General features: G+C 53.2%; 14 protein-coding genes. 5 read left to right on the top strand and 9 right to left on the bottom strand.

The window, feature by feature from the left end; genetic code table 11:
- Positions 1-155 precede the first annotated feature (155 nt).
- The 4 genes from CFK45_RS02990 to CFK45_RS03005 all read left to right on the top strand — a co-directional run bounded on the left by CFK45_RS02990 (position 156) and on the right by CFK45_RS03005 (position 4,406).
- Entirely contained in the window at positions 156-380 is a 225-nt protein-coding gene (locus CFK45_RS02990) for a FeoA family protein (protein WP_096084940.1), read from the top strand.
- Positions 377-2,491: a ferrous iron transport protein B gene (gene feoB / locus CFK45_RS02995; protein WP_096084941.1), complete on the top strand. Its 2,115-nt coding sequence runs from the start codon at positions 377-379 to the stop codon at positions 2,489-2,491. The genes CFK45_RS02990 and feoB overlap by 4 nt, the downstream gene beginning before the upstream one ends.
- Positions 2,492-2,567: 76 nt before the next feature.
- Entirely contained in the window at positions 2,568-4,064 is a 1,497-nt protein-coding gene (locus tag CFK45_RS03000; RefSeq protein ID WP_096084942.1) for an AbgT family transporter, read from the top strand.
- A gap of 27 nt (positions 4,065-4,091) precedes the next feature.
- The gene (locus tag CFK45_RS03005) at positions 4,092-4,406 is read left to right on the top strand and encodes a nucleotide pyrophosphohydrolase (protein ID WP_096084943.1); all 315 of its coding nucleotides are present in this window, start codon (positions 4,092-4,094) and stop codon (positions 4,404-4,406) included.
- A gap of 3 nt (positions 4,407-4,409) precedes the next feature.
- On the opposite strand, the gene CFK45_RS03010 is transcribed toward CFK45_RS03005, so the two are convergent.
- On the bottom strand, positions 4,410-5,105 hold the full coding sequence (locus CFK45_RS03010) for a GntR family transcriptional regulator (RefSeq protein ID WP_096084944.1): 696 nt from the start codon (positions 5,103-5,105) through the stop codon (positions 4,410-4,412).
- A 329-nt stretch (positions 5,106-5,434) separates the two neighbouring features.
- Between CFK45_RS03010 and CFK45_RS03015 the strand changes: the two genes are divergently transcribed.
- Positions 5,435-5,749 (top strand): hypothetical protein, encoded by a 315-nt coding sequence (locus tag CFK45_RS03015; protein ID WP_096084945.1) that lies wholly within the window; start codon positions 5,435-5,437, stop codon positions 5,747-5,749.
- A gap of 35 nt (positions 5,750-5,784) precedes the next feature.
- Here the strand turns inward: CFK45_RS03015 and CFK45_RS03020 are convergent, their stop codons facing one another.
- The 8 genes from CFK45_RS03020 to bioF all read right to left on the bottom strand — a co-directional run bounded on the left by CFK45_RS03020 (position 5,785) and on the right by bioF (position 13,633).
- Complete coding sequence (locus tag CFK45_RS03020; RefSeq protein ID WP_143247464.1) at positions 5,785-6,510, bottom strand: hypothetical protein; 726 nt, start codon at positions 6,508-6,510, stop codon at positions 5,785-5,787.
- Between the two features lie 199 nt (positions 6,511-6,709).
- On the bottom strand, positions 6,710-6,982 hold the full coding sequence (locus CFK45_RS03025; protein ID WP_096084947.1) for a DUF3094 family protein: 273 nt from the start codon (positions 6,980-6,982) through the stop codon (positions 6,710-6,712).
- Between the two features lie 8 nt (positions 6,983-6,990).
- Entirely contained in the window at positions 6,991-8,733 is a 1,743-nt protein-coding gene (locus CFK45_RS03030) for an acyl-CoA dehydrogenase family protein (RefSeq protein WP_096084948.1), read from the bottom strand.
- Positions 8,734-8,882: 149 nt separating this feature from the next.
- Positions 8,883-9,725: a putative metalloprotease CJM1_0395 family protein gene (locus CFK45_RS03035; protein ID WP_096084949.1), complete on the bottom strand. Its 843-nt coding sequence runs from the start codon at positions 9,723-9,725 to the stop codon at positions 8,883-8,885.
- A gap of 127 nt (positions 9,726-9,852) precedes the next feature.
- On the bottom strand, positions 9,853-10,161 hold the full coding sequence (locus CFK45_RS03040) for a hypothetical protein (protein ID WP_096084950.1): 309 nt from the start codon (positions 10,159-10,161) through the stop codon (positions 9,853-9,855).
- 99 nt (positions 10,162-10,260) lie between these two features.
- Positions 10,261-10,929, bottom strand: coding sequence for a dethiobiotin synthase (bioD, locus tag CFK45_RS03045; RefSeq protein WP_096084951.1), 669 nt, complete (start codon positions 10,927-10,929; stop codon positions 10,261-10,263).
- Entirely contained in the window at positions 10,926-12,473 is a 1,548-nt protein-coding gene (gene bioC / locus CFK45_RS03050) for a malonyl-ACP O-methyltransferase BioC (protein WP_096084952.1), read from the bottom strand. The genes bioD and bioC overlap by 4 nt, the downstream gene beginning before the upstream one ends.
- Positions 12,470-13,633: an 8-amino-7-oxononanoate synthase gene (bioF, locus tag CFK45_RS03055; RefSeq protein WP_239923530.1), complete on the bottom strand. Its 1,164-nt coding sequence runs from the start codon at positions 13,631-13,633 to the stop codon at positions 12,470-12,472. Before bioF ends, bioC begins: the two co-directional genes overlap by 4 nt.
- Between the last annotated feature and the right edge of the window lies 1 nt (position 13,634).

The following is a 13,634-nucleotide window of genomic DNA, read 5'->3' on the forward strand; positions in this document are numbered from 1 at the left end:
AAAACAAATAACAAAAGCACCGGCTCGGCGGGTGATTCTTGCGCGGCGTCAAACTCCTGCATATGCGACAAACTAAACTACAGCGCATTCTGGCAAAAAGCGCCCGAACGCAGTAGTATAAATGGGAACGATTTTTATTTAGAGCCGCCTTTGCAATGACACTCGCAGACTTGAAACACGGTAGCAATAGCCTGATATCCAATATAGACAGCTCCGGCGAAGCAGCTAAACGCCTGAGCCAACTTGGAGTAATACCCGGTGCAGAAGTACGCATATTGCGCGCTGCGCCGCTGGGCGATCCGATGCAAGTTCGAGTCGACAACACCGTGCTGAGCATACGCAAGCGCGACGCCGCCCAAATTCAAGTTGAACAGGTGTGAGTGCGGCCAGTATTGCACTTGTCGGCAACCCAAACTGCGGCAAGACCACCCTTTTTAATGCACTGACAGGCTCGCGACAAAAAGTCGGCAACTGGGCCGGAGTCACGGTTGAAAAAAAGTCCGGCTGGTTTAACTACGGCGACAAGCGCTGCGAGTGCATAGACCTACCCGGAGTCTACAGCCTCGATGCCGATGCCGCCGGTCTCGACGAACAAATTGCACGGGACTTTATTACTGAGAGCAAGCCCCAATTACTGCTCAATATTGTCGACGCCTCCAACCTTAACCGGCACTTATTGCTAACCCACGAACTTCTGGATCTGGGTGCACCAGTTATTGTTGTACTGAATATGATGGATGTCGCCGAGAAAAACGGCATTCACATCAATACCGAAGAGCTCGAGCGCCGCCTAGGTGTGCCGGTCTTTGCCGTCACCGCCAGCCGCCAGCAGGGTATGGCAGCGCTCAAACAGCGCATCGGCGCAATTCTCGAAAACCCAGAACTCAGCCCGCGTCCAAAAGAAGACTTGCTTTGCACGGAAGAGGCCATCACGCATCGTTATCATTTTATTCGCGAACAGACTTCCGGTGTCGTCGAGGTCGACCCGGGTAAGGCCGGCCGCGCCTCCGAGTTTATCGATCGCATTGTACTCAACCGCTGGCTCGGCTTTCCGATCTTCCTGTTAATGATGTACCTGATGTTCCTGGTGGCGATAAATGTCGGCGCTGTGTTCATCGATTTTTTTGATATTTTACTTGGCGCAATCTTTGTCGACGGCCTCGGCAACCTGATGAGTGCGCTCGGCAGCCCCGACTGGCTGCGCACCATTATTGCCGACGGTGTCGGCGGCGGCATTCAACTGGTCGGTACCTTTATCCCCGTCATTGGCTTTTTGTACCTGTGCCTGAGCCTACTTGAAGACAGTGGCTATATGGCCAGGGCCGCATTTGTTGTCGATCGACTGATGGCGAGCATAGGCCTGCCCGGCAACAGCTTTGTACCACTGATTGTTGGTTTTGGCTGTAACGTGCCGTCGGTGATGGCCTCGCGCAGCTTAAGCCGCGAACAAGATCGCCTGCTAACCATCGCCATGAGCCCGTTTATGAGCTGCGGTGCCCGCCTGACTGTCTACGCACTTTTTGCCGCCGCATTTTTTCACGAGAGCGGCTCACTGATTGTTTTTGGCTTGTATCTGCTCGGTATTTTTATGGCCGTTTTCACCGGCTGGATTTTCCGAAAAACGCTGTTCTCTGGTGAAATTAGCCCGTCGTTTCAAGAGATGCCGGCCTATCACGCGCCGCTAATCAAAAACACGCTGATTACCACCTGGCACCGCTTGAGCGGTTTTATCAAACGCGCCGGCTCGACCATTATCAAAGTCGTCACCTTGCTCACAGTTATTAACTCCATCGGCCTTGACGGCAGCTTTGGCAATCAGGACAGCAAAGACTCACTGCTTAGTTATGTCGGTAAAAAGCTCACTCCTGCTCTGCACCCGATCGGCATACAAGAGGATAACTGGCCCGCCACCGTCGGCATCTTCACTGGTGTCTTCGCCAAAGAGGCGGTTGTCGGTACCCTCGATGCGCTCTATCAAGATGTGGCCGGTGTTGAACAGGACGAAACCAGCAGTAGTTTTGGTGAGCAAGTTACCGAGGCCTTTAGCTCCATCGCCGACAATGCCGCAGGCCTTGGCGATGCTCTGCTCGACCCTTTGGGCTTGGCTGTTGTCGCCGACGACGCCGAGAGCCAGGAAGTGAGTAATACCGGGCTCGCGGCGATGCAGAACCTGTTTGTCAGCAATTACAGCGCCTTCTGTTATTTGGTACTGATCCTATTGTATACGCCCTGCGTGGCGGTAATGGGGGCCATGAACCGAGAAAGCGGCCCCTTCTGGGCAAGCCTGGTTGTCGGCTGGTCGAGCTTTCTTGCCTACTGGAGCGCCTCCGGCCTGTATCAAATTGGCCAGCTGACCAGCACGCCTGTATTTTCAGGTTTGTGGCTGCTCGGCTCTGCGGCCCTAATGTTTGCAGCCGTTTCATGGCTAAAAAGCTTGGGGCGCAGCCGCCGCCACCTCAAAGCCGGCATTATTGCCAGCAGCAGCGACTGAGCACTCGCAAAAAGTGTGCTATTGCTCAAGCCTGCGCCGTTAATTTAAGGTAGGGGTCTCAACATACGAGTCCCCCATGCCGACACTTAACAAACTTCTCAATCACATAGAAAAAACAGGCAACCGCCTGCCTCACCCGACCCTGCTATTTATTTATCTGAGCGTGGCTGTGGCCCTGTTGTCGGCGCTGATGGCCGGCCTTAACGCCAGTGCCACTCACCCCAGCAGTGGCGAGGTGATTCACGCCCGCAATCTAATCAGTGCAGATGGCCTGCGCTACGTGCTCGGTGCAACCGTCAGCAACTTTGTCAATTTTGCTCCGGTAGGCAGTGTCTTACTCGCCGTGCTGGGCATAGGTATCGCCGAACACAGCGGCTTAATTAGCGCCGTGTTGCGCCGCAGCGTACTGCGGGCACCTGAGCGCCTGGTAACCTTTGCCGTTGTGCTTTGCAGTGTGCTTTCCAGCATAGCGCTCGATACCGGTTATGTTGTGCTAATCCCGCTCGCAGCAATTATATTTCAAGCGCTCGGGCGCAACCCGCTGGCAGGAATTGTGGCCGCATTTGCCGGTGTCAGCGGTGGCTTCAGCGCCAATATTATTGTCGGCCCACTCGATGCAGTGCTTTCGGGCATCAGTACCGAAGCCGCCCAGCTGATGCAAGCGGATTACGAAGTCAGTGTTACCGCCAACTATTATTTTATTTTTGTTTCGACCTTTCTTATTGCCGCCGTCGGCACCTTTGTGACCGAGAAAGTTGTTGTACGCTGGCTGCCCGATGCGGAAGAACAACAGCAAAAGAAAATCGATAAAATCCCAGGCGAAAGCACCGCGCTTAAGGCTGTCACAATTTTCAGCTTAATCTTTTTTGCTTTGCTGCTGTATTTAACAGTGCCCGAGCACGCAATACTGCGTGATGCAAAAAGCGGCAGCTTATTGCGCTCACCATTTATGAACGGCATAGTCGTGATTATTTCGCTCTATGCAGGTTTAGCCGGTTTAGTATTTGCAAAATTTAGCAAACAGCACTGGCAGGGCAGCTTCTTAGTTGAAGCGATGGAAAAACACATGGCGACCATGACAGGTTACTTGGTGCTAATGTTTTTTGCCGCCCAGTTTGTCAACTATTTCGGCTGGAGTCAGTTGGGGGTTATCAGCGCCATTCAAGGCGCAGAGCTCATCACCCAACTGCAACTACCTAAGGCGGTGCTGTTAGTTCTATTTATTTTCTTAGCCGCCCTTATTAATTTATTTGTCGGCAGCGCTTCGGCAAAATGGGCACTGATTGCACCAATATTTGTGCCGATGTTTTTCTTACTCGGTATCGCACCGGAGGCAACACAAATGGCCTACCGTATCGGTGACAGCTGCACCAACATTATCACCCCACTGATGCCTTATTTTGGTGTTGTTATTGCCGTCGCTCAGCAATACCGAAAAGACATTGGCATAGGCACATTAATTTCGCTGATGCTGCCTTATTCAATACTGTTTTTGATTGCCTGGTCACTAATGTTGGCACTTTGGATAAGCTTTGCGCTGCCACTCGGCCCCGGCGCCCCACTGTTTTTATAACCTGAAAACGGCCAAGGTAAATACAAAATGAGCGTTATAAAAGAGCTGCAACAACAAGTTATCGACTTTGGTGAGCAAAGAGGCTGGCGGCAGTTTCACTGCCCAAAGAATTTGGCAATGGCTTTGAGCGTGGAGAGCTCAGAACTAGTTGAGATTTTTCAATGGCTGAACCCGGAGCAAAGCCAGAAGCTAAGCCCCGAACAAAAAGCCCAGGCACAATCAGAACTTGCAGACGTAGTGATGTACGCCCTGCTATTTGCAGACGCAAGTGGGATCGACATAGAACAGGCCGTTAGGGAAAAGCTACTCACAAACGAGCAGCGTTTCCCCCAAACGAAATAAATATCAGAATTCTTTTATCTGATATTTATTCTGCACTTCCGAAAACAAGGCGTTTAATGCATTTTGATAGCGCTTGGCGACATCAAAGGCATTAGCAACGTTTTTAGTTTTCAAAGCCTGCAGCAATTCAGCATGCAAAACATAGTAGCTCGACTTTTCGAGCATATAGTCCTGCACAACAAACTTAGCTCGACGCATTTGTTCAAGAAAGTTTGCAGCCAAAGCCTTCAGGCGGAAGTTGCCAGTCAGAGCCATCAGCGCGATGACATACTTGTCTTCGGCTTCAACCCAAGCTTGATTGTCATTACGCTCAGCGGCATCGTGCATATCTGCAAGATACTGAACCATGTAATCAAAGTTGGCATTTCGCGCCGGCGCGCAGACCGAGCGAATAGCGGTTAGAACCAAAGAGCCAATTAATTCATTTAATTCCGCGATATCCTTAAAATTAAGCGGCGTGACACGCATGCCTCGACGCGGAATTAATTGAATCAAATTATCGGCTTCGAGACGGATCAGAGCTTCGCGAACCGGAGTACGACTCACGCCCAACTGCTCTGCCAACTCGGGTTCCAATATTTGATAACCAGAGGGAAAGGTGTTGTTTGTTATATTTGCTTTTATTTTCCTGTACGCGTATTCCACACGCGATAACCCCGTCCCCTCCTGTTGAAACGAGTCTTTTGCTAGTGTATTCATCTTTTATAATTCGTTTTTATTTTAAACATCAGCACTAAAGTAGTAACCGATGTATGTTTAACAGGTGAGAGTTGGTTAGTTTACCAGCAATTTCTGTACAGCCAAGTCCATTTTTTTAACTTAGGCAACAATAGCTGTTTCAGCACAACACTTCAGCCGCCCCAGAGCGAGACGGGCGTCACAAAAACATCAAGGAATACATTAACGCCAAAACGTGAGGTTCTAGGCGGCAATGTAAAATCCACACTAAAGAATTAAACAAGCGTTTAAAGACTTTCTTAAAAACGGCTGTTTAGACAGGCCGCAGCAAAAACGCTATCGTGCATATTATGAATGCGCAAAAATCCAAACCCGAGCAAAGCCGCGAACTGGCTCAGAAAGTACAAGACTTCCTTCAGTCGGGGGGCGAAGTGCAACAGGTGCCCAGCGGCGTGAGTGGCAACGCAGACAACAGTAATTTATTTCGGCAAGGTCACAGCATTGACCCCCGCAGTGAACGCACCCCGCTAACCGAAGTGGTTAAGACTCTCGAGGCGCGCAAGCAAGGCAAAGAACAGGAAAGCCCCCCAAAAACAAAAAAGCCGCAGAAGCGGCTTATTGTCGACGATTTTGGCGACCCAGTACGCTGGGTCTGGGACGAATAAAACGGCGCTACCCAGACCTCAACCGAGCCAAGCGACTAGTGCGCACGCGCGTAAGCTCGGTGCCCTTCGCTGTAGTGAACGGCGACAACGTATTTCATATCAACAGGCTTGCCATTGACACTGCCGGGTAAAAATTGGCTGTTTTTCAAACTGCGCTTAATAATTTTTGCATCGCGCTCGTAAGCTTGATTGGCCTCTACAGTTCGAATTAAGGTTGGCTGACCGCTGCTCTCAACAACGGCTGCTATACGCGCGTGATCGCCCTCACCCAGCCAAGCATCCGCCGGCTCCCAGCTGTATTCACTGTAAGCACTGTACCAATCTGCGACATCCAACCTTTCCTGCGGCGCCACATAGTTGCGCCCATAGAGATCCTGCATGGTGCCTAAGTTAGGAATTAAAATGGCTCGCGCACTGTCGTCAATCAAGGTGTAGGCAACACGAAAACTCATGCGCACAGGTACAGCCTTCTCTTCGACGGTCGCAGGCTCAAACGACTGCAGAACAAGTGCTTGCTCGGTCGACTCAAGCAAGCCTGTTTCAGCCTCACCATAACAATCAACTTTGTCCACAGCGCCACTGCTAGCCAAGTCTGCCCGGCAATAGAGTACTGAAGCTTTAGCGGGCTCAGTTGGCAACGCGTCAAGTAAGTCTTTACCTTTGAAGGCAAAGTCGGCAGAGCTGTAGTTGAGTTCAGAAGCCTGAACCTGGCACGCCAGGCCGGCCAAAGATAGTGCTATTGCTACTGTTAGACGATTCATAGATCCTCCGGCTGTTGTAGGGCGCCCTCACTGGGATACGGCTAGAGACGGGCGTCTTTGTAATAGTTATCCCTTACAACCAAAGCTAACACAGCACATAACATGCAATTGTTAAATTATTATGACACGAACAAATATTTGATTGAGAACCAATAAAGCGGGGCCAAAGGCGCTCAAAGCGTGCGAAAAAGTAACAAACTCAAACAACCCCGTGGGCTTCAGCAAGCCACCACGAAAGCAAAGACAAAAGCACCAGCACAAATAACAGGGCCAGTAGCAGCAACACGGGCCGAAACGGCGCCCGCTCAACCCGGTGCTGAGCCAGAGATAAATACGCTTGCACCCGCAGGCTGTCCTCAGCACTTAGCGAAGCCTCTTTAATCTCTTCGCCGCCTAAACGGGGCCATGCCTCAAGGTCTTCGCCGGTATTGAGCTCGCTGCTGAGCGCGGGAGGCTTAGATATATTTGACATGCCCAGCCTCAAAAGTCATTCGCATCAAGGTTTAGCAAAGTCTCAGCTCCAGCCTGGATGCTCGCACTATGCGCCTTGACCCGCGGCATTAACTTGGCAAAAAAGAAAGCCGCAACAGCGCTTTTGCTTTGCAAACAACCTGTAAGCTCAGCCCCCTTTAGCATAAGTACCCACATATGCGCATATGCCAAATATCCAAGCATGGCCAAAAAATCACTCGCTGCCGCAGCAACTGCGACTTTTGACTCACTTGTCAGCACCTGGCTCAAAGAGACTTTGACTTCGTCGAGCGCAGCGCTTAGCTCGGCTTTATATATTGACTGCGCTGCATCGTTTTCAAGCTCCGAGAGCCACAACAGCAGAGCCTCACCATCGTCGGCAAGCACCTTACGCAGCATTAAATCCAGCGCCTGTATACCGTTGCTGCCCTCGTAAATTTGAGTAATTCGCACATCTCTGACACGCTGTTCTTGCCCCCACTCAGCACAGTAGCCGTGACCACCGAGTACCTGCTGACCGAGAACACAGGCGTCAAAACTCCTATCGCTGATAAACGCTTTGGCAATAGGTGTCAGCAGTGCAACGCGCTGCCCGGCAAGAGCGCGCTGCTGAGCGTCTTTAGCACAACGCCACAAATCCAGGTAGTGGGCGACATAAAGGTAAAATGCTCGGCCGGCCTCGTTCAGGGCGCGCATTTCCAGCAACATACGCCGAACATCTGGGTGCACAATTAGCGGATCCGCCGCCAGCTCAGGAGCCACAGCTCCGGATGGCGCGCGCCCTTGAAGGCGCTCAAGAGCATAGTCCCGCGCAACCTGGTAACTCTTATCAGCGACACCGAGCGCCTGAATGGCAACAACCAAGCGCTCGTAGTTCATCATTGTAAACATGCAGGCAAGGCCCTGATGAGCCTCGCCGATAAGCCAACCTGTGGCCCCGTCAAAATTCATTACGCAGGTTGGCGAGGCGTGTATACCCATCTTGCTCTCAATGCTGCCGCAACTGAGCTTATTTTGTGCACCGAGCTGATCACCATCGCCCGGCAAAAATTTGGGTACCAGGAACATACTGATGCCGCGCGAGCCCGGTGCCGCGCCAGGCAGCTTGGCGAGAACCAAGTGCACAATGTTTTCGCACAAATCGTGCTCACCCCAAGTAATAAAAATCTTGCTGCCGTATATTTGATAACTGCCATCGGCGTTAGCTTCGGCCTTCGCCCGCATCAAGCCAAGATCCGAGCCCGCGTGCGCCTCGGTGAGATCCATCGCTCCGGCCCAGCGACCACTGTATAGCTTGGGTAGGTACTGCTGTTTAAGCTCATCTGACGCGTGACAATTGAGCGCCAGGCAGGCTCCGGCTGTCAGCATTGGTGCCAGACCAAGGGCCATATTGCTCGCCTGCAGCATTTCCTCGACCGCCGCTGCCAACAGCTTCGGGGCGCCCGTGCCACCGTACTGCTCGGGGCCGCCCAAAGCATTCCAACCGGCACCCACCCAGACTTGATAGGCGTCTTTAAAACCGTCTGGAGCACTTACTCTGCCTTGCTCAAAGCGACAGCCCTGGCTATCACCTGCGGCATCTAAAGGCGCTAACACTTGCTCACAGGTCTTCGCCGCCTCGGCGAGTATGGCCGCACAAGTCTCAAGATCCATAAACTCTGTGTCGACAAGTGTTTCGCAGTGTTTATCGAGAGGAAAAACAAAACGAAGTAAAAACATCAACTCGTCTACGGGCGCGCAATATTCTGACATAAGTGAACAAAGCCTAAGCTGAAGCCTTACTTTGAGCCTAAGCCAAACAGAGCCAATAGCAAGACCGCCATCAGCCAAGCCAATAAAACAGGGAAACAAAAGTTAACAAAATGCAGCGCAGTAGAAACGTAAACACTTACAGCACGATTTTAGGCGCGCTGATCGATTCGCGAGCCCTGCCTAGTCTCTTCAGAGCTGAATAAAAGGCTTTGCTGGAGGCGATTTTGCACGGCCGAAGGCGGCAACGCAGAGGGAGTTGAAATCGTGGCCGATGGCGCAGCCGCGGCCGTGGCTGGCGGAGTTTCTCCACCTGTATTAGAAACAGCGGCGGCCTCATCCGTTTGCGCAACCGAACTTGCACGCTGCTCAGCTTGAAGCTCTGCCTGTTCGACAGCCAGCTCCTGCTTGGCCTGGAGCTCTGTTGCCTGAGCCTGAGCTGCAACCGCTCTATCCTGGGGGCTTGGCTCTGCCGGTGCCAGCGCTGCCCGCCTCACGACTTGCATTTTGCGTATGGTCTCTTCCGGTGTGGCCGCCTGACTGACATCAATGCTGACTTCTCCGCCGACAGCATAAATCACACCGTCCGGGCCTCTCTGGAACTGATACTGAGGCGCGCCGGCATACTGCCCACCGACGGAACTGTGAGCCTGTTCGTGGGCCCTGACCTCTCTATCGCGGGCAGCCAGCTCCCGGATTTCGCGCTGCTCCTGCTGCAAAACTCGCGCTTCTCGCTGTTTTTCAGTGCTACTTTGCTCGTCATCGCCCGCTGGCTTTTGCAATGTAGGCTCTTGACCGAGCTCAAGGCTCTGTTCCAATGCATTTGGGCTGTCGCTTCTCAACTCAGCAGCCGAACTTTCATCAACAGACGCAACGGGGCGGGAACTAACAAAATTATCGTCGAGGCGCTGACGACCAGTCGAGTTCAACTCTGCCGGTTGCGCTTGCGTCGCCAGACTGGGGTAGGGGTTACTGATGGCAGCGATATTGATCATTGTCTGTCACCATCTCAATAGAGTTACGTCCCTTTAAAACCTTTATAGAGCTTCAACTCAAAGAAACGCGATTAACGCAGCATCAAGGCAGCTAAGTTAAAAACCCGACACCGGGTTGATGCAAGTTTTAGGCTTGGGTATCAAGCAGGGTGCCGAGCGTATCGTCAGCCGTGCGCACAACCGCAGCAGAAGCATTAAACACAAGCTCTTGCCGGCGCAGTTCTACCAGGGGTTCGTTAATATCCTGTCTGCGCTCACTCGGCTCGCTCTGCTCAATGGGAGCAAGGGTTGTGGATTGGTTGTCGCGCTGGATCTCGGGAGGAGTGCTGGCTTCAGGCCGGATATTCGCACGAGCAATATCGTTGGCCGCACGCTGAATATCGCGCTGGCTATTTGCTAGGCCTCTGGCACCTTCATTCAAAACCGATGAAACCATGACGATTTCCACTACAACTACTGACAATCTAAGTTTACGTTTTTACTGTCTAAATTTCAGCCAGTTAATACCTGATTTTAAGACAGATTGGCGCTAAGTTTATTGCTCTTCAAGAACTTTATTTATATCAAGGCTCTGCTGCCCCCAGGCCACGCGCGCGAGCATAGGCGCTGGCAGAAGCTGCTGCAGGCTTTGAATATTCTCGTCGAGGCAGCTCATCTTCGGTTCAAGCTCGTTTGCCACCCAGCCCGCCAAGTGCAAACCGTCACGGATAATCGCTTCGGCGCTTAGCTGGGCGTGATTCAAGCAGCCTAAGCGCATACCGACAACAAGAATAACAGGCAAAGCAAGCGCTTTTGCCAATTCAGACATAGCAAAACCATCAACTAGGGGTACACGCCAGCCCCCGGCGCCTTCAACCACGCAAAAGTCCGCTCCGGACTCCGCCATCGTGCGTTTTAATTCGCGCAACAAACTGTCGGTATCGATGCTTACAGCGCTTTGCTGCGCCGCCAGGTGCGGGGCCATCGCCTGTTTAAGGCACAGTGCATTGTGGCGCCCGTAGGCCAAGCGCACACTGCTCGCTTCGCGCAGCGCAATTGCATCTTCATTTTGCCACTGACCATCGATAAATTCGGCCCCGGCTGCGACCGGTTTCAAACCCAAACTACTAAAGCCCGCCGCTTGCGCTGAGCGCAACAAGGCCGCTGAACACCAGGTCTTACCGATCTCTGTGTCAGTCCCTGCAACAAAATACGCACGCATCATTTGCCCCGTTTTTTAAACATCAAAAAATACAGTTCGTAGGTCGCTGGCAGCATGCCTTGAGCATCGCGATAGCTGTCATAGGCATTCATCAAAGCGGCGAGCTTTGTTTTACCTGTCAGCGCTTGATTGCCACCGTCGTTGACGTTGTGAGCGCCAATTCCTTTGAGCTCGCGCAGCAGTTGCCCGAGCTGTTCATAGCGCAGCACTTTCCACTCTTGCGCAAATAACTCCAGGGCAAAGCCGGCGCTCTCGGCACATCTGATCAGGGTTGAAGCATCAATAAACTGATTGACGTGCTGGTGTTGCGCATCGGCATCTCGCCAAGCACCACGCAACTCACAGAGTGTCTCGGGGCCAAGCGTAGAGAACAAAAATAAACCGTTGTTATCGAGTACACGCCAGGCTTCTTCAAACATTGTCAGCGGATCTTGACTCCACTGCAGCGCCAAACTTGAAACCAGCACATCAAAGCTGGCAGCGGCAAAACACAGGCTCTCCATATCGGCCTGAGCCCACTGCGCCGCCGCGATTTGATCGCGCGCGCGCTTGAGCATGGGCAACGCAAGATCGAGCCCGGTACAGGTCTCAATCTGCTCGCGCCGGCTCAATTCGGCACTGACAAAACCCGTACCACAGCCAATATCCAGGGCCCGTCCACGCAACGTAGGTGCCCAGCGCAACAGCTTTTGCGCAACCTCTGCTTGAAGATGAGCGTGCTGCTCATAGCCCGCCGAAGCGCGGGCAAAGCTCTGCTCTACACGTTTTTTGCTGCGCTTTTCGGCGCAGTCGGCCGAAGCGACAAAATTGCGTACTTCGCTGGCAAGCTGAGGCGCCTGAGTCACCGGCAGAGCGTGGCCGGAACCGCGCAGGCAGCGGCTGCGCACAAGTGGGAAGTGCTTTTTAAAAGCGGCCTGCGCGGCAATAGGCACCAGCGCATCCGCATCGGCAAACAGTGCTAAAACAGGCTGTTTGATTGTCTTTAAGGCCTGCCTTACATCCAACTTAGCCAGTAGCGACAGCAGAGCCAGATTCGCACTGTGCTTGCTGTCGTCGAGGCAACTCAACTGCAGTAGCTCAGCGCTCACTGCTCTCGCCTGCACTTCGCCTTGAGCCTGAAGTGCAGTAAAACGCTTGGCCGTGCGCAGCGGTGATTTATCGAAGGCTTGCTTGAAGCTTTCAAAGGTCTGAGTTTTCATCGCCTCAGGCCAAGACTCAGACTCAACAAAAACAGCATTACTAGCAAGTGTAAGTACTCGCTTTACTCGCTGAGTTTGAGCCTGGGCGAGCTTCAGCGCTAACATGCCACCGAGCGACCAGCCGACCAGCAGCTCGCAAGGCTGCATCTGTTCACCTACCTGCTGTAACCAAGACTCGAGCAACAGCCGCTCGGGCTCAGAGCTTGTCGCAACAGCCTGCTCGACCGAGCTGCAATCGGGCAGGGGCAGAAAACGGCAGTCGTAATCATCGCCAAGCAGCGGCAATAAATACTGCCAACAGCGCTCGTCGGCGCCCCAGCCGGGAATAAAATAAACAATCGGTTTCACGCAGACTCCAACAACTCAGCGAGACACTGCAGCAGGCTGTCTATTTGTTTTTTACTGTGCGCGGCACTCAAGCAGATACGCAGGCGCGCGCTACCTTCGGGTACTGTTGGCGGGCGGATAGCGCCAAGCAAGTAGGCGCGCTGACGCAGCTGCTCGGCAACAAGCATCAGTTTTTTGTCGTCGCCGAGCACAATCGGCTGAATCGCACTGTGAGACGAACTTAGCGGCACATCAAGCTCGCGTGCACGGCGGCGGAAATAGGCGATATTGGCGCCAACTTTTGCGCGGCGCCAGCCCTGCTCTTGCATCAACTTCAGCGCCACGCGACTGGCTGCGGCAAGCGCAGGGGGCATGGCCGTGGTGTAAATATACGGGCGTGCAAACTGCACTAAATACTCAATCAGCGTTTCAGAGCCTGCGACAAAAGCGCCGAAGCTTCCAAGCGCCTTGCCCAGCGTAGCCATATAGACCGGAAGCTGTTGTTGATCGAGACCAAAGTGCAAAGCCGCGCCGCGCCCGTCACCGAGCAAACCCAGGCCGTGCGCGTCGTCGACCATCAGCGATGCGCCGTAATCGGCACTCAACGCACTGAGGCGACGCAGATCTGCACAATCGCCATCCATACTGAACACGGAGTCAGTAAGTACCAACTTTCTTTTAGCCGTCGAACTGCCAAGGCGCAGCTCAAGTTGCTCGTAGTTCAAGTAGCCGTAGCGCTGGCGCTTGGCTCGGCTGAGCAGCGCACCATCGAGCAACGACGCATGATTTAACTTATCTTCAAAAACGGCGTCATCGCGGCCGAGCAGAGCTTGTACCGCGCCGATATTTGCCATATAACCGGTAGAGAAGAGAAGCGCGCGGTCGCGGCCGACGTGAGCGGCCAGCTCTTGCTCCAACTGCTGGTGTTCACTGCTGTGCCCACAGACCAGGTGCGAGGCACCGGAGCCCAGACCCCAGCGCCCGCCCGCCTGCGCCAGCGCCTCGCGCAGCTCACTGTTTTGCGCCAAGCCCAGATAATCGTTGCTGCTGAAGTTTAAGTAGGGCTGACCATCGATCTCAACCTCTACGCCCTGGGCACTCGCTAGGTTTAACCGTGAACGCAGGCGCCCGAGCGCCTTGCGCTGCGCCAGCGCTGCGCGGAGTTCTATATCGAGGCTCAAC

Origin of the sequence: Agaribacterium haliotis (assembly GCF_002312815.1) — a bacterium.
GTDB lineage: Bacteria > Pseudomonadota > Gammaproteobacteria > Pseudomonadales > Cellvibrionaceae > Agaribacterium > Agaribacterium haliotis.